We start from the raw sequence: 16973 nt of genomic DNA, 5'->3' as shown, positions 1-16973 counted from the left end.
TGCATATCCTCTCCCTCTTGCGGCGATACCGTGCTCCTTATCCCGACTATGTTCCAGTCGTAATCAGGAATAACCGGCTTCAGTCTGGCTGCGTATTCAGGCAACTGGCAACGTTGCAAAGCTTCGGCAATTCGGAATGTCAGAGGTGTTATAGAACCAGGCTGTGTGGAAAACAGAAAATTCCGCCAAGGGCTTTCCGTTAACTGTACCAGGTTCCTCTGGTCTTGTCGCACATCAGGCGAAGGCATTAAGGCATTCCGGAAATTGAGCTACAACAAGAAAGCGTGCATTACCCCTGGTAATACACGCCCGACGCGATCATTGCATTTTCAGCACAATTTTTCCTACGTTCAGACCTGATTCCATGCGCTGATGAGCAGCAGCGGCTTCCGACAAGTGATAAACACTGTCAATGACGGGTTTCAGGACTCCATTTTCAAAGCTTGAAAGCCAGTGTTCGCGGAATCTGCGGGACATCGCATGCTTAACATCCTGTGAGCGTGATTTCATTACAGTGCCCGTAATCTGGAGATGCCGGTATAAAAGTCGGTCGAGTGGAATTTTTGCGTTATCGATACCGCCCATTATACCAATCTGGATAAGACGTCCGCCAAAATCGAGCGAATTGATGTTGCGTTCAAAATAAGGCGCGCCAATAAAATCCAGAATAAGGTTCACGCCCTTACCATCCGTTAATTTGTTTATTACCTCTGAAAAATCCTCCTTCTCATAATCAATTAGCCAGTCCGCACCTAACTTGCGGGCCTGCTCCTGATTGCCAGCCTTTACCGTTGTAAAAACGGTGGCACCGGTAGCATGCGCCAGTTGCACTGCCGAACCACCAACCCCACCAGCCCCTGAGTGAATGAGTACCGTTTCCCCGGCTTTTAGTTTGCCCAGATGGATCAGGGCCTCATGTGCAGTCACAAACACCTCGGTAATGGCTGCGGCCTGAACATAGTCGAGCCCATCAGGAATGGGCATCGCCATCCGGTAATCGATGCGGGAAAATTCTGCATACGCACCGCCGCCGACAATTCCCATTATGCGATCGCCTGGTTTGTAGCCTTCGACTGCATCACCAACCGCAACAACTTCACCGGCCACCTCCAGCCCCATGATGGTAGAATCACCAAAATCAGGGCGGCCATATCCCCCTTTACGGTGAGTCAGATCTGCACGATTTACGCCGGCAGCATAGGTTCGTATCAGCAGGTCATTCGGGCGCAGTAGAGGTTTTTCCACCTCTGCCACCTTTAGCACTTCCGGCGTACCAAATTCTTCAAATGTAATGGCTTTCATATTCATCTGTACCTTTGAACAATGGATTTTCCTGTCGCCCGCGTTGAGTCAGCAGACGGGGGATGCATCGTTATTTGCTTTCTGAAAAAGTGGCGTTCGCGTAAGCAGAGGCAGTGATTGCCGCCGGGAAACCTGTGTAAAATGCCAGATGTGTTATCACTTCACTCAACTCTGACTCAGTCAGACCATTTTCAATACCGCGACGAAGGTGTGCAGGTAATTCATTTGCATGATTCAGTGCAATCAGACAGGCGATGGTAATCAGGCTGCGATCGCGCGGAGCCAGCGCCGGATCCGCCCAAACGTCTGAATAGAGCGGATGTTCTACGAAATCAGCCAGCTTAGGTGTAAACAGACGAGCTGCGGCGCGTGGGCTGGTAAAGTCAATGGGTTTCATAATGATCATCTCCGACAAAAATTCAGATCTGGCTGATAAATTTATTGGTCAGATACGGCGCGATGCCTTCACGTCCACCTTCTGAGCCATGTCCACTCTCTTTCATGCCGCCAAACGGCAGTTCTGTGGCGATGATGCGGTACTGATTAATGCCAATCATCCCGGCTTCTAGTCCGTCCCCTACATCCAGTGCAGTACGCGCACTGGATGTAAAGGCATAGGCAGACAAGGCGTAAGGCAGTCGGTTTGCTTCTTCCAGCCCATCTTTGATGGTGTCGAACGGACGCATGATGGCAATCGGGCCAAAAGGCTCTTCGTGCATGATACGGGCGCTCATGGGGACGTTTGCCAGTACGGTGGGTTCAAAGAAGAAACCAGAGCGGTTAATACGCTTTCCTCCTGTCAGTACAGTGGCACCCTGCGTGACAGCATCCTCAACCAGTGCAGCCATTTTCTCCAACTGCCTTTCGTTAGCCAGAGGGCCAACCTGTGTGCCTGGCTCCATACCATCGCCAATGACAAGGTTTTCTGTGGCTTCAACGAAGCGCTGTACGAAGCGTTCGTAAGCGTTGCGTTGCACAAGAAAACGCGTCGAGGAAATACAGATCTGCCCCGTCCCGCGGAAACGGTTTGCGGCGCCATTCGTTGCCGCTTCCTCAATATCGGCATCTTCGAAGACAAGCACGGGTCCGTGACCGCCCAGCTCAAGCGAAATAGGTTTAACGCCTGCAGCAGCGCGTTCAGACAGCAATCGTCCGACCGGAACGGAACCAGTAAAAGCAACTTTGCGGATAATTGGCGAAGTAATAAGCTTTGAGGAAACCTTGTCGGGAACGCCAAAGACAATTTGCAGTACCCCCTTGGGTAAACCAGCCTCATCGAGGCAGCGTGCCAGCGCCAGTGCGGTAGCGGGGCTCTCTTCACCCGGTTTGAGGATCACGCTGCAGCCTGCAGCCAGTGCGGCTGAGAGTTTGCGGGCCGGCGTGATTGCCGGGAAATTCCATGGGGTAAAAGCGGCTACCGGACCAATTGCCTGTCGTTTTACCAGTTGCTGTACGCCCGGACGATTAGCCGGAACAACGCGTCCATCAATCCGTCGCGCTTCTTCTGCAAACCACTCAAAATAATCAGCTGCACGCTGGACTTCATCACGACTTTCACTAAGCGGCTTGCCTTCTTCCAACGTCATCAGCGTGGCAATGTGTTCTGCACGCTCGCGCATCAGCGCTGCGGCTTTTTTCATAATGCGGGCGCGATCATCGGGCACCGTGTTGCGCCATACGGGGAAACTTTCGCCTGCGGTTATAAGCGCCTGATCGAGATCTGCATTTGTTGCCAGCGGCAGGCGGCCGAGCGTTGTGCCATTGGCAGGATTGATAACCGCTGAAGTCTCCCGATCGCCAGCGCTCAGCCACTGACCATTGATAAAAAGATAAAGTGAATCATATTGTTGCGTTTGCATGGGCTTATTCCTCTTGCACAAAAAAGATAATATTTGTCTGGTGAGGAGAAGCTTATGGGGGAAGCGTATTGCTGATAAGATAGCCATTACCCAAAACAGCTATGCAAAGAATGCACAGATGCAGTCAGAAAAATTTGCTGAGTATTTAGGCGTATTTGTCGATGTGGCGCGGGAAAGTAGTTTTTCTGGAGCAGGCCGTCGCCGTGGACGTACCCCCTCCTCTATAGGCCGTCAGATAGATGCGCTGGAAACCTACCTTGAGACACCACTGTTCTTGCGTTCTACCCGCAATCTGACCCTGACAGATGCGGGAGAAGCCTTGTTAATTCGCGCGAGGCAGATACTGGATTCACTGGATGATGCGCGCCAGGAGCTTTCCTCGATGAAAGGCGATGTAACAGGCACACTACGTGTAGCCTGTTACCCAACGTTTGGTAAGCGCTATGTATTGCCGGTGATGGGACAACTCTCGCGCCAGTATCCTGAACTGAGTGTCGAACTTGACCTGACGGAGAGAATTGCCGATCCGGTGGCGGAGCGGCTGGATATAGTGATACGCATTGGCGATATGTCAGACAGTACGTTGATTGGTACGCGCATCGCAACCCAGACACGTGTGCTCTGCGCCAGTCCTGACTATCTCTTACAAGCGGGTACGCCGAATCATCTCTGTGAAGTCAGTACCCATCGCCTCATTGATAAGTTGCATGGAGGCGATCTTCTGCACTGGAGCGATATTCTGGGCCATCCGGCCCGCAGTAGTCGTACCCATCCGGTTTTCGGCTGCGACGATTTTGAAGCAATGCGCCTTGCCGCTATTGAAGGCCTGGGAATTGCTTATCTCCCCGACTGGGTTGCGGGTCTTGATATTAAAGCCGGTTTACTTACACTGTTATGCCCGGAATGGGCCGAACATCCGGCAGCATCCACAGGAATTTATGCTTTACGGGCGCTAAGAAACCCACCTGCACGAGTCAGTATCTTTATGGATGCGCTGCGCGCCTTTATTGGCAAACCCTCTATTTGGTCAACCCGATAATCGCGCGGAAGGATACCGGTCAACAATCGACACTATACCGAACGCGCTTATTCCGTAGCTGGTGCTTCAAGAGGTCACAATTTGGCGGTCAGATTGGATAAAGATGTTAGCCAAAAAATCCCGGATAAGGCTTAAGCGAGTACAGATGCGTAATTTTTGCGCAAGTCGCACAGGATAGTGATGGCAGCATTCAACATTATCCCCTGTTTCAACGTCCATCACTTATCCTTTTAACAGCCTCAGGCAATGGTGCGAACAACCCCACCATCGACACGCAAAGCCGCGCCCGTCGTCGCGGATGCCTGCTGCGAAGCGACGTAAACCACCATGTTCGCGACCTCTTCGGTGGTGGAGAAACGCTGAAGAAGAGAGGTTGGTCGCATCGTTTCCAGAAAATCATGCTCGGCCTGGGCCGGTGAAATACCGTGTTCCTGTGCAGACTCTGCCATCCATGCCGATAAGCTTTCAGAGCGGGTCGGACCAGGCAAAACTGCATTCACGGTGACGCCGCTGCCCGCGACCAGTTCAGCCAGGCCACGTGATACGCCCAGCAATGCTGACTTACTCACACCGTAATCGATCATCTCTTTAGGGATATTCAACGCAGATTCGCTGCTGATAAAAATGACGCGGCCCCAGCCATTGGCCTTCATTTTCATAAGGTAATGCCTCGACAAACGCACCGCACTCAATACGTTGGTCTGAAACAAATCCAGCCATTCTTCGTCGGTCTGCTCGAAGAAACCGTTAGGGTGTGCCGTACCCGCGTTATTGATCAGAATGTCGGCCTCCGGCACAGAGGCGATCAACGCCGCACACCCCTGGGCCGTGCTGACGTCAGCGACAATGCCTTTGAGAATTGCGTTCGGCAGCAGCGTACGCATTTGACGTAATGTTGCCTCCACGCGCTCCTGCGATCGGCCATTAATCACTACTGATGCGCCTGCGCGGGCCAACCCTTCAGCAATTGCGCGGCCAATACCGGCAGTGGATCCGGTCACGATAGCGGTGCGGTCTTTCAGTTCAATATGCATAATAGTCATCTCTTGCTCGTTGGATTAACTCTCAGTCGCCCTGATTTTCGGCTTCTGCTTGTACCGTACAGGCCAGATGTTCAGGCCAAACCGGGTGATAACGGTATAGTGCGCCTGCACTGTGGCGCGCTGGCACGACCGGAAGCAGATACCACAACGCTTTAGCGAACGAAGATAAGAAAACAACCTCACTCGGATCGCAAAATCGTTTCTCGTAATGTCTGCAGTCCTGCGTCTTATGCCGTTGTGGAAAAGATGGTAATCAATTCTTTTATGAATGATAATTATCAAATTATTCATAACATTGATTCCAAAAAAGAATGGATCGTTTTCAAGAATTGAGCGCTTTCATCGCCGTAGTCGAAACCGGGGGCTTCACTGCTGCAGCGCGAATAATGGGCGAGTCGCAGTCATCCATCAGTAAAGCGGTAAATGCCCTGGAAAAACGTCTTGGCGTTGCCTTGCTCCACCGCAGCACACGTAAAGTGACGCTGACCGATCAGGGGCAGAAATATTATGAACGCACAAGACCGTTGCTTGATGAGATCAACATGGCCGATAGCGAGCTCGCCAGCAGCACACTGGACTTCACAGGACTGGTCAGGATAGCCGCGCCCTCCACTTTCGGCCGATTGCATGTGCTGCCGCTGATTCCCGAACTGTTGTCGTGCCATCCCGGACTTAAGGTCGATTTGGTGTTGTCCGATGCGCTGAGAGATATGGTTGAAGACCGTATTGATCTGGCGATTCGCTTAAGCCCCAGTAACGACCCCGATTCTGTTGTCCGCCGCGTGGGCAGCACCTCTCTTGTCTGCGCGGGTTCCCGCTGCTATTTCGCACAATATGGTGTTCCCCGCACGCCAGCCGATCTCATCGATCACAACTGCCTGATCTACGGCGCAATGACGGAGTGGTCATTCACTGGGCCATCAGGACGATTCAGCGTCCCCGTCAGCGGTAGCCTCTCTTCGAATAGCGCCGAAACCATTCTGGCAGGTGTGCAGGCGGGAGTCGGCATTGGCATGTTTTACCGGGCATCGCTTGTGGAAGAGTTGAAGCATGCAGATGTGATTACGGTACTGGATGAATTCGTCAATGAAAGTCGGGATGTTAATCTTGTCTGGCCAAAGCGTCGGTTCATTTCTACTCGAGTGCGGATCGCAACGGATTTTTTTACGCAGAGGCTCCCGCTACGCCTCTAGCCAAAAAAAACGCATCACAACATGCAAAACTGCACTGCAGCGACATTTCAGCTGACGTTGCAACAGTCCTCCCGCTTTAGCGGTGCTAAAGCAGTTCGGCCAAAACGAGATATGCGCGGCGTGATAAGGGCGTGTGACTACTCGGTTCGAGCAAAAAACCGTTGCCGGGTTCGCGTTTATGCCGCTGCCCTCCTTTTTGTCTATCTGAAAGGTTCTGCTTGTTACTCGGGATGACAATCTGATTTGCTGTCACAGGATTTCGCGTGAAGAACTGACGCCTCTTCTTGAAACAGGCCGGGACCCAGTTATCGGTAAGCCCTTTGTAAAGGAAGAGTTCGTCCGGTTTGCGGACAATTATCGCTGCACAGATATTATCTGCTGGAACGCGGCGTCTCCCTGGCTGGCAGAAAAATAATCGTCCAGGTACCACAGCCTCGCATTATCACATCAGGTTGATAACGAGTAGACTTCCGTTATTTCTATTGATGCATCATCGCTACGAGCTGCCAGCGTTTTAATTTAATAAGATAAAGATAATCTTGATATTAAGCCCATCAAGGTTCCGGGGTGAGCTGGAAATAGAGGCATGATGTAGCGGCTCATTTGAGCCGCCTTTCAAATTAAAGCCCTTTAAAAGACTTCTAGTGAATGTTCCAGTAATCTACAACATCATTGCGGTTAAAGGTTATGTAAAGGCGGTTTCCGTGTATCTCAGTATTTCCACTACGTTTGTCTGAAAGCTTACCGGCTGTTGATGATGCTTCGCTGGCTGTATTGGCCATGCCCAGAGCACTGCTAACAGCACCCGCGCCCGGGATGTAACCCGCCAGAGAAGATACACTGCTGTAGTCAGAATTTTTACGATAAATCCACGTAGTGCCAGTTGAATATTTTTCATTATCATCAGGAGCGCCATAAAGTTGCTGTACCTGAGCTTTTGTCGTTTTACCCTCAACAATATGTGATTGAACATATGAAGCACTGAATTTATCTTCTCCTCCCCCCGTAGATGAACATGCACTCAACAAAATAGCGGAAACAACAATAAGACATTTTAGGCTGCCATTCATTTGTAACCTCATTGTTAGTTTTGTGTAAAGTTTCCGTTTTTTATTACCATGAGTTTCAGAGCGAGGCAACAAATTCTGTTGAGTAACAAGAGGAATGAAGGGGAAATAAATATTCTTAAAATCCCCCAAAAATGATTTAATTCTTTGTTTTATATATAAACTATGCTCATCAAGTCTTAATTTCTGGATTAAGGATAGTTAAAGATAACTAAACTATAAGTAGCACCTTCTTACGCCTGGTAATGAATCCTGCGAGCAGATCAAGAGGTCATTTATTTCGGCCCTGGGTTATGAATTGACGTGCTCACGACAGTAAAGGCGCTTCCAGCCTGTAGGCGTCAGCCCGGTCAGTTTACGAAAGATCTGCCGAAAGTAACTGGTGTCATTGAATCCGCACTGGCGAGCGACTTCGGTTAGTGACAGCGAATTATTGATCAACAACTTCTCCGCCATCAGTACGCGCTGGCGATGAATGGCTTCTGTTAGCGTCAGGCGAAAAACACGGCGGTAGACACGTCCCAGATAATCCGCGTTACAGTGCAACTCCTTTGCCAGCGAAGACGTGGTGATCGGTAAATGGAATTGGGTGCGAATGATCTGATTAGCTTTCCACGCCAACGCCATTCCGGGGCTGTCATTGTCGTTTTCCTGCGGGCCGGGAGCAGCAATCTGTTGCAAGATCAGCAGCAAAATACACTCCAGCGCCACGTTGCGACGAATATTTTCCTGCTCGCTGAGAAACTGGCGAAACAGGGAAATAACATACTGCGGATCGCTCACCCGCGTATATTGAGGGACGCTCAGCAGCGCCGCATGCCCTCCTTCTTCGGCCACGCTCTGCAGCCAGTCAAAGTGCAGCCAGTAGAATTTGAGATCGGCTGGGAAAGCGCCCTCACCCACATGACGGTGCCCCGGGCGCAGCAGCAAACTCTCGCCCGCCTGTACGATAAACAGGTGATCGTCTTCGCGGATTTGCAGCTCTCCGCGCTCCACAAAGATGACTTCCCATGAGGTCAGCGTGCGGGCGGGGTGGCTCCCTATCCCGCGAGAAATGAACAATCCGCCATTTTGCACACGAACCGGAAACGCTATGGATAATTCAAGCATCGATAATCAATTTTCCGCGATTTAAGTCATATTAATACATCTTTCTATTTGATTATTAATCAAAAAGTATTTTACTGCCCGATCCAGTTCACACTTTATTAATCAGGTCGGAATCGCTCTCTTTTTATACTTTTCCCTTCTCTTGTTGAACACCGTATTCCGGGCAAAATAAATCCGTACCTGAAAATAAGCCCGTCCTGATGCGGGCAATGGACTCTGACCCTGATGAGGAGTTTATTATGACTGCTAGCCCGATTACGCAAACCGAACTGACGCAGCAGGACGCGAGCGATACCCTTTCCCTGCGCGAGAAAATCGGTTACGGGCTGGGTGACGCCGGTGGCACGGTAATCACCTGCCTGATCATGAATTTTCTGACCTTCTTCTACACCGATGTATTTGGTCTTACCCCGGCGCTGGTCGGGACGTTGTTTATGGCGTTGCGAGTGTTTGATGCGGTGTCCGATCCGATTATGGGCATTGTGGCTGACCGCACGCAGAGCCGCTGGGGACGTTTCCGTCCATGGCAGCTGTGGATTGCGGTGCCGATTGGCGTAATTGGCGTTCTGACCTTTACCACCCCTGACGTCAGCATGAACATGAAGATCGTCTGGGCGTTCGGCACCTATCTACTGCTTTCCGTCAGCTATACCGCGATCAACGTACCCTATTGCGCGCTGATCAACACCATGACCAGCCGCCACAGCGAAGTGATTGCCTGCCAGTCCTGGCGTTTTGTACTGTGCGGTGTGTCGGGTTTTCTGGTTTCTGTGGGCTTACCCTGGCTGGTATCTGTACTGGGCAAAGGAAACACCGCGCAAGGTTATCAACTGGGCGTTGGGCTTCTGTGTAGCGTGGCGGTGGTAATGTTTCTGTGCTGCTTTTTCTGGGTACGCGAGCGCGTCTCACTGGACAGCCTGGGGAAATTTACCCTGCGTGAGCATCTGATGGGGTTGCGCCAAAATGACCAGCTACTGCTGATGCTGCTAATGTCGTTCCTGCTGATCAATGTGTTCAACATTCGGGGGGGAGGCTATATGTACTTCATCACTTATGTGTTGCAGGGCAGTACAGCCTACATCTCGCTGTTTTTCACCATGGTGACGTTTGCCTCGATTCTTGGCTCGGTGCTGGTCAGCCCGCTGTCCAAACGCGTGGATACCGTCAGATTGTATTACTGGACCAATATCGTGCTGGCTGCGCTGGCAATCTTGATGTGGTTCTTGCCTACAGGCCCGGCGTGGCAGACTTTCTGGCTGGTGGTGATCTTTGGCAACGGGATTATTCTTGGCTTCACCCTGCCGCTGCATTTTGCATTGATGGCTTTCGCCGATGACTACGGCGAGTGGAAAACCCGCGTGCGCTCCTCGGGGATGAACTTCGCCTTTAACCTTTTCTGCATCAAACTGGCCTGGGCCTCAAGCGCCGGGATCATCAGTCTGGTGTTTATCTTTGTCGCTTATCACCCAGGCGCGGGGCACCAGACGCCAGCATCGCTGCATGGCATTACCAGCATGGAAACCCTGCTACCTGCTTTATTCCACTTGCTGCTGGCGTTCACTATTCTCGCCTGCAAACTCAATAACCCCCTCATGGCGCGCATAGCCAGCGAGTTGCATGTTCGTCATGCTCCGGTCTGAGGAGAACATTATGTCTGTGATGGAAGTCGATCTGCATAAACTGAAAATTAACGATCCCTTTCTGGGTCAGTATCAACAACTGGTAATCAAGGTAGGAAACAGTCTTTATCTCTGCACGCCGCACCGACAGATCATTGCCCTTGACGCCACCACGGGTCAGCAACGCTGGAAGTTTGACCCGCAAGCCGATACCTCTGCCAATGAGTATCTGGCTTGCCGTGGAGTGGCTTATAGCGAAGTAAAATCAGATAGCGACTGTCCTGAGAAAATCATCAGCACGACCGCCGACGCCCGCATGGTAGCGCTGGATGCACGTACAGGAAAACTGTGCAAGAACTTTGGTCATAACGGTTACGTCAGCCTCACCGATAACATGGGCGATGTCCCGCCCGGCTTTCATTTTATTACTTCCCAGCCCATGGTCATGGATGGCCACATCGTGCTGGGTGGCTGGATTTATGATAATCAGGCCGAGGGGGAGCCGTCAGGCGTGGTACGTGCCTATGATGAAACCACCGGTAAACTGGCGTGGGCGTGGGATATGGGCCGGCAACCGGCTAATGCCCCGCTCGGACAAGGTGAAACTTATACGCGTGGTACGCCTAACGGCTGGGGAACCTATACGGCTGACGCGAAACTTGGTCTCATTTATATCCCTCTTGGTAATGCCACACCTGATTATTTTGGCGGCAATCGTCGGCCATTTGATGAAAAATATTCCAGCGCCATTGTCGCGCTGGATATTCACACCGGCGAAGAGCGGTGGCATTTTCAGACCGTCCATCATGATGTATGGGATTTTGATGTGCCGATAGGCCCAACGATGGTGGATTTACCGGACAGTAAGGGAAATATTCTCCCTGCGCTGGTACAGACGACCAAGATGGGGCAACTCTTCTTACTTGATCGCCGTAACGGTAAACCGCTCGCGGAAGTGCAGGAAAAGCCGGTACCTGTCACGCCTTCCCTGCCGGGTGATCATTTATCAGGCACACAACCCTTTTCCGTTGGTATGCCCGATCTCTCGCCGCCAGACCTGAAAGAGACGGATATGTGGGGCGCAACACCTTTCGATCAGCTTTGGTGTCGTATACAATTTCACCGCTTCCGCTACCAAGGCAAATTCACCCCACCGGCGGCTGGGACCTCGATTGCGTATCCCGCCTTTGATGGGGTGATCGACTGGTACGGTGCTTCTGTAGATCCACAGCATAATGTGATGATCGCCAACGCCAGCTATATCCCGTTTACGATGCAAATTATGGCCAGCCAGGAGGCGATTGATAAAGGGCTCATGAAGCCGTGGGCTGGCTGGCAAAGTGGACAGCCTTATCCCAAGCCGAAGGAATTTGCGGTCGGGCCACAGTACGGCACGCCGTGGGTGGCGGTCGTGAAACCCTGGCTCTCCGCGCTGGATGCGCCCTGCAACGCCCCGCCGTGGGGGAAAATTTACGCCATCGATCTGAGTAGCCGTAAAATCATCTGGGAGCGCCCGGCGGGCACAACCCGTGATATGAACATCTTCGGCACGCATACCAATGTTCCTCTCCCTACCGGGATTTTCATGATGGGCGGTAACATTATTACCCGCAGCGGTGTGATTTTTATGGGGGCAACGGCGGATGATTACCTGCGTGCCTTTGATGAGAAAACCGGTAAAGAACTGTGGCGCACCCGATTGCCTGCAGGTGGACAGGCGACACCGGTAACTTATTCAGGCGATGATGGCAGGCAATATGTTGTGATTGCGGCAGGTGGCCATGGTGGGCTTGGCACACGCTCAGGGGATGCGCTCATGGCGTACGCGTTGCCGAAATAGAGATGCTGAATGACGCATTTTCTACACCTCGTCAGTATACCGCGGGGTGTGGAAGGTGAAGCACTTCGGACATATCTTCAATAGCCTGACGACAAATCGATTGGGCAACCCGGCCCCTGCCTTTGCTGGTGTAGTCTGGTTCGCCTGGCTCAAAGCATTATCACTCTGTTTGTCGCCGTAGCGATTAGAGATCCAAAGAAGTAAGTCCCTCGCTCGAATAAAAAAACACATGAACATTGGCAACCTCTCCCTGAATATGCCTAATCGTTTAAAAGATTGAACCCAATAATATTTTCATCCTGGCGGTAAGCATACATGTATAAATTTTGCACTTCACACCTGGACTTTGACATTACAAAAGCAATGATTTCGTGAAAAATAACCCTGACACTTCGCCTGTTTCATAGCAGAATTATCCTAACCTCACCTTTGTACAAACTGTAACAATATTAATAAAGCGATTTTTAAGAAGGTTGCTATACATATTACCAGGATAGTAAAGACACACGTAAAAAGGCAGGAAAATGAAAATAAAACTGACAGCGCGATTAATGGCCAGATTACATTTATTTCTGGCGTTAATCTGGGCGGTGCTGACAATTCCAACACTATTATGGTGGAAAAACAGCATTCTCTGGGTTTCGCTGATGAGTATCTACGCCATCGTCATTTCGCATCTGGCTGCCTACAGCGCTGCTCATGCAGAAAAAGCAGCCAGCCGGGCGCTCAATGAAAGCGACGAAGCGAATAAGAAAATTGCGGCGAATAATAAAGAAGTACAAGGTCAGTAATATCTTCCGCATCAATATCACCTGCAAAACAGGTAAGAGGGAATGCCGCAGAACAAACCGATATCAGTATATTAGACACGTACTGGCAGCGGACTGCTTTAATTACTGATATTACATGCGGATACTACAGGTTATATTTATAATGCCATGTAAGTGATTATCGAAACCCTGGTTATTCATATAACTTTATGCGGCTCATTTGAGCCGCATAAAAAACCGACCACGTTTTGTAACCGAGTAGTTAATGGATACTCCCGTAATCTACAATATCACTGTGGTTGAATGTGATATAAAGACGCTCCCCCTGTCTCTCAGTATTACCATTACGCTTATCGGAAGTTTACCGGCCGTAGATGATGCCGGTTATTGGAACGCATCCTGGTACGAAGCGCGCACTGCACATGAAAACGAGCCAGTATAGCTACATGACTGCGTGCCAGACGTTGACGGGGAGCATTTTTTTCCGTAGGCAATAACGCTTAGCTTGTAGGGTGAACATTGTGACGAGAAATTCCGGGTCACAGATAGCTAATGCCGCTCGTGGTGGTAAATTAGACAAATCTTAGAGCAAGAAACAAGAGGGAAACAGTGATGGCACAGCAAGCGCCACAACTTGAAACAGAACGCCTGATTTTAAAGCAATTTACACTCGAAGATTTTCCGGCGCTCATGGAATGCTGGGCAACGCCTGAAATGGTTAAGATTAATGGTGGCGAAAAGCCGACTACAGATATGGTCTGGACCCGTTTATTACGCGATATCGGGCACTGGCAGGTATTGGGTTATGGTTACTGGGCCGTCTCTGAAAAATCAACAAACCGTTATGCGGGTTCGTTTGGCTTTCAGGATGCTCATCGTGATATCACGCCGGCCCTGGAATACCCTGAAGCGGGATGGACATTAATGCCGGAGGTATGGGGCAAAGGTTATGCGACTGAGGCGCTGGCCGCAATTTTATTATGGGCCGATAAGACCTTTACCTCTCCAGTGTGCTGTATTATTGATGAAGAGAACAAACGTTCAAATCATTTAGCTGAGCGCTTTGGTTTTCAGTTTCAAAATTATGCTAACTATCGTGGTAAGCAGGTCCGCTTACTTATACGCCAGAAAGCGTTCAGTTCGTCTTTATAAATCATTGACCAACCCATTCGAGGAAGATGCTTCACGGTTCAGGTTCTGTTGCAGCCTCTCTGCGCAAGCGGCAGAACGCCCCTTTTCGCGCCAGGCAGATTTTTGAATTCAGTTCCTGATAATAAGCAACGCGGCCACTCGCGTGGAAAAATACGTAAGAATGCAATCTGCGCCAGCGCGGTTGAAACACACCTGCGATTCTATCATTTTTTTTCGAGCCGCCCATTCTGAAATACGGCCATATGGGTGGCATATTCCCCGGAGACCTGATAAGCAAACACAGGCCCCCAAATTACGTTTATCCTCCCTGAAGATATCCAGATCAGGTAATTCGGGCTGCGCCATCATTGTTAGTTATTACCCTTGACGATCCCGGTCTGAACATGAAGGCGATACTGCCTTGGTGTCTGCTGATAATGTTCCCGGAACACCCGACAGAATGTCGACTGCTGCTGGTAACCGAGATGCATGGCAATTTCAGTAATTGAGCGATTGGTTTCGGTAAGTAACTCGCGGGCGATAACCATTTTTCGATACCGTATATACATCCCTGGCGACATACCGGCTATTTTTTTAAAACCCCTCTGGAAATGCCAGGCAGAATATCCTGATTTCTGCGCTAACACTCCCAGCGTCAACGGCTCTGCAATATTACACTCTATCCACTGGAGAATATCCTGAATGGTTAAACTCATCAGGCATAATGAGCTTTCTTTTCCCATTTTCACACCTTTATTATTGGCAGCGTCAGGGAAATCGCTGTCACATAATAGATATCCCTGACTAAAAAACCACTGTGCCTTTATTACAGCCGCTGATATAAAATCTCAGCCAGCCCTGTTAATTGCCTTAGCAATCCTCAATAATCAAATAGACCGCATTCAATGGCCCATGAACGCCCACAACTTTAATCAGCTCAATATCCGCCGTCGAACTTGGCCCGGCGATAAGATTGATACAGGAAGGGAGGGATTCACCTGACTGTACCCGCTGACGCAGAACCTGAGCCAGCTGTGTGACACCAGGCAGTAAGCAGCTCTTATAGAGAATAAATAATGTTGTTGGCGGAAGCAGGCTAATGGCACGTCCCTGCAAGGGAGAAGAAAACAGAACTACGCCGCCAGTTTCGCAAAGGCCGTATTCGGCGAAGACCACACCAATATTGGCATCGGCGGCTTTGCGCAGGTTTTCCTCCCTACCCGGCGAGGCCCAACATGTTGTCGGGAAAGCATTCTGCAAATGCGCCGTAATGCCCGTTTTTGCCAGCCTGTCGTCGCCGCTCATCAATACCGGGCCGCCGCCGTAATGTTGACAAAGACGTTCAGCAACCTCGGGAAGTGTGGCCAACGTGGCCAATTCGCACTGAGCCTGCATAACCTTTGTCGCATATTCGATGAAGCTGTCGCAAGGATGCTGCTGAATCTGCCCGGCATAACGGCTTTTCAGCGGTGCAGAATGCATCAAAGGCAGTGGTTGCGGGACCTGGCGCGGCTCCCGTCCGAGCTGTTTGCCAAGCTTTTGCATGAAGGCATCGCGGTTTTCCATTATTCTTTCTCCCCGTTTTTACGCTGCTTTTGATGCGTTTTAAACCAGCTACGGAAACTTTCGCCATCTGCTTCGGGCAGATCGCGGGCTTCCGTCCATTTGCGGATAGCCGCGATGCTAAAAGGCATCTTCCCGTTGTGAATCATCAGTTGCGCTGCGCGTGCCCCCGCTACCATACCGACCTTCCACAGCGAAGGATGGCGGTTAGCGAAGTTGAACAGATGGACAGTATGTTTTTCCATCGCGGGCGTCATGCCACTTTCAGCCAGCGTACGACGATGTTGAAGGATCAATGAAGACAACGGAATACGCACCGGACAGACGTCATCACAGGCTGTGCATAATGAGCAGGCATAAGGCAGATTTTTGAAGTCATCATAGCCGCCGAGCAACGGCGAGAGCACCGCACCAACCGGGCCTGGATAAATCGAGCCATAGCCGTGCCCGCCGATATGACGGTAAGCCGGGCAGGTATTCATGCAGGCACCGCAGCGTATACAGCGCAGAATATCCTGAAAAGGAGAACCCAGCACCCGCGAGCGACCATTGTCAACAATCACCAGATGGAACTCTTCAGGCCCATCACTTTCCGCGCTTTTTTTAGGCCCTGTAAACCAGGTATTGTAACCCGTGAGCCGGGCCCCCACCGCGCTGCGTGCCAGCATGGTCAGGATGATGTCCAGCTCGGCAAAGGTGGGAACCACACGCTCCATGCCCATCACGGCAATATGCGTCCGTGGCACGGTGGTACAGAGCCGGGCATTGCCTTCGTTGCTCACCAGACTCAGCGTCCCGGTTTCCGCTACTGCAAAGTTGCATCCGGTGATGCCGATATCAGCGCTGAGGAAATCAGCACGGATTTTCTCGCGAATAAAGCGCGTCATTGCTTCTGGGGTGTCGGATCCCTCGTAGCCCAGTTTCTCTTGTAAAATGTGCTGAATTTGCTTGCGGTCCTTATGGATGGCAGGGACAACCACATGCGAAGGTGCATCTTTAGCCAATTGTAGAATATACTCGCCCAGATCGGTTTCCACGACCTCCATGTCAGCCCCTTCCAGCGCGGCATTCATCCCGATCTCTTCGGTCACCATCGACTTTGATTTGACGATTTTGCGGGCCTGCTTCTGCTGTGCAATCTGCAAAATATAACGGGTAGCGTCCTCGCGGGTGTCAGCAAAAAATACGTGACCGCCATTCGCGCTAACCTTTTCACTCAGTTGGTAGAGATAAGCATCCAGATTCTCGAGAACATGGGCGCGGATATCAGCAGCGCGCGAACGCCAGTCAGGCCAGTTTTCAAGTTCATCGACCATTTTCTGTCGATTGATGCCAATGCGATCCTGCGCGTTGGCAACGGCATGGCGCATCACCGGATCGTCAATTTGCTGCTGAACCCGATCATAAAAAGGGAGGTTACTGGTTTTGAGATACATG

Annotated in this window: 16 protein-coding genes; 6 read left to right on the top strand and 10 right to left on the bottom strand. The window is 50.8% G+C overall.

What is annotated here, in order from left to right; translation table 11 throughout:
• Window positions 1-318 precede the first annotated feature (318 nt).
• The 3 genes from BM427_RS06305 to BM427_RS06295 form a co-directional block, all read right to left on the bottom strand.
• The gene (locus BM427_RS06305; protein WP_090120709.1) at window positions 319-1302 is read right to left on the bottom strand and encodes an NAD(P)H-quinone oxidoreductase; all 984 of its coding nucleotides are present in this window, start codon (window positions 1300-1302) and stop codon (window positions 319-321) included.
• Window positions 1303-1372: 70 nt separating this feature from the next.
• Window positions 1373-1699, bottom strand: coding sequence for a carboxymuconolactone decarboxylase family protein (locus tag BM427_RS06300; RefSeq protein WP_090120707.1), 327 nt, complete (start codon window positions 1697-1699; stop codon window positions 1373-1375).
• A gap of 22 nt (window positions 1700-1721) precedes the next feature.
• Complete coding sequence (locus tag BM427_RS06295; RefSeq protein ID WP_090120150.1) at window positions 1722-3161, bottom strand: NAD-dependent succinate-semialdehyde dehydrogenase; 1440 nt, start codon at window positions 3159-3161, stop codon at window positions 1722-1724.
• A gap of 118 nt (window positions 3162-3279) precedes the next feature.
• On the opposite strand from BM427_RS06295, the gene BM427_RS06290 reads away from it, so the two are divergent.
• A complete protein-coding gene (locus BM427_RS06290) occupies window positions 3280-4200 on the top strand; it encodes a LysR family transcriptional regulator (RefSeq protein WP_090120148.1) in 921 nt (306 codons plus the stop codon).
• Window positions 4201-4439: 239 nt separating this feature from the next.
• Here BM427_RS06290 and BM427_RS06285 read toward each other — a convergent pair whose 3' ends face one another.
• On the bottom strand, window positions 4440-5234 hold the full coding sequence (locus tag BM427_RS06285) for an SDR family NAD(P)-dependent oxidoreductase (protein WP_090120147.1): 795 nt from the start codon (window positions 5232-5234) through the stop codon (window positions 4440-4442).
• Between the two features lie 320 nt (window positions 5235-5554).
• On the opposite strand from BM427_RS06285, the gene BM427_RS06280 reads away from it, so the two are divergent.
• Window positions 5555-6436, top strand: a complete 882-nt coding sequence (locus tag BM427_RS06280; RefSeq protein WP_090120145.1) for a LysR family transcriptional regulator — start codon at window positions 5555-5557, stop codon at window positions 6434-6436.
• A 641-nt stretch (window positions 6437-7077) separates the two neighbouring features.
• Here BM427_RS06280 and BM427_RS06275 read toward each other — a convergent pair.
• Both BM427_RS06275 and BM427_RS06270 read right to left on the bottom strand, forming a co-directional pair.
• The gene (locus tag BM427_RS06275) at window positions 7078-7506 is read right to left on the bottom strand and encodes a hypothetical protein (RefSeq protein WP_244316583.1); all 429 of its coding nucleotides are present in this window, start codon (window positions 7504-7506) and stop codon (window positions 7078-7080) included.
• A 288-nt stretch (window positions 7507-7794) separates the two neighbouring features.
• A complete protein-coding gene (locus tag BM427_RS06270; protein WP_090120143.1) occupies window positions 7795-8613 on the bottom strand; it encodes a helix-turn-helix transcriptional regulator in 819 nt (272 codons plus the stop codon).
• 239 nt (window positions 8614-8852) lie between these two features.
• Between BM427_RS06270 and BM427_RS06265 the strand changes: the two genes are divergently transcribed.
• The 4 genes from BM427_RS06265 (at window position 8853) to BM427_RS06245 (ending at window position 13994) form a co-directional block, all read left to right on the top strand.
• Window positions 8853-10253 (top strand): MFS transporter, encoded by a 1401-nt coding sequence (locus BM427_RS06265; RefSeq protein ID WP_090120141.1) that lies wholly within the window; start codon window positions 8853-8855, stop codon window positions 10251-10253.
• A gap of 10 nt (window positions 10254-10263) precedes the next feature.
• Entirely contained in the window at window positions 10264-12072 is a 1809-nt protein-coding gene (locus BM427_RS06260) for an outer membrane protein assembly factor BamB family protein (protein ID WP_244316584.1), read from the top strand.
• Between the two features lie 530 nt (window positions 12073-12602).
• On the top strand, window positions 12603-12863 hold the full coding sequence (locus BM427_RS06250; protein ID WP_244316615.1) for a monooxygenase: 261 nt from the start codon (window positions 12603-12605) through the stop codon (window positions 12861-12863).
• A 588-nt stretch (window positions 12864-13451) separates the two neighbouring features.
• Window positions 13452-13994 carry a GNAT family N-acetyltransferase gene (locus BM427_RS06245; RefSeq protein WP_090120134.1) on the top strand — a complete coding sequence of 181 codons (543 nt, stop codon included), beginning with the start codon at window positions 13452-13454 and terminating at the stop codon, window positions 13992-13994.
• A gap of 108 nt (window positions 13995-14102) precedes the next feature.
• On the opposite strand, the gene BM427_RS26305 is transcribed toward BM427_RS06245, so the two are convergent.
• From BM427_RS26305 to BM427_RS06225, 4 genes are all read right to left on the bottom strand, one after another.
• Window positions 14103-14339 carry a porphobilinogen synthase gene (locus tag BM427_RS26305; RefSeq protein ID WP_367888885.1) on the bottom strand — a complete coding sequence of 79 codons (237 nt, stop codon included), beginning with the start codon at window positions 14337-14339 and terminating at the stop codon, window positions 14103-14105.
• 5 nt (window positions 14340-14344) lie between these two features.
• Entirely contained in the window at window positions 14345-14716 is a 372-nt protein-coding gene (locus BM427_RS06235; RefSeq protein ID WP_090120131.1) for a helix-turn-helix transcriptional regulator, read from the bottom strand.
• A gap of 127 nt (window positions 14717-14843) precedes the next feature.
• The gene (locus tag BM427_RS06230; RefSeq protein WP_090120130.1) at window positions 14844-15539 is read right to left on the bottom strand and encodes a LutC/YkgG family protein; all 696 of its coding nucleotides are present in this window, start codon (window positions 15537-15539) and stop codon (window positions 14844-14846) included.
• The gene (locus BM427_RS06225; RefSeq protein ID WP_090120128.1) at window positions 15539-16972 is read right to left on the bottom strand and encodes a LutB/LldF family L-lactate oxidation iron-sulfur protein; all 1434 of its coding nucleotides are present in this window, start codon (window positions 16970-16972) and stop codon (window positions 15539-15541) included. Before BM427_RS06225 ends, BM427_RS06230 begins: the two co-directional genes overlap by 1 nt.
• Between the last annotated feature and the right edge of the window lies 1 nt (window position 16973).

Source organism: Kosakonia arachidis, assembly GCF_900116535.1.
GTDB lineage: Bacteria > Pseudomonadota > Gammaproteobacteria > Enterobacterales > Enterobacteriaceae > Kosakonia > Kosakonia arachidis.
This window is presented reverse-complemented; position numbering and strand designations above follow the sequence as displayed.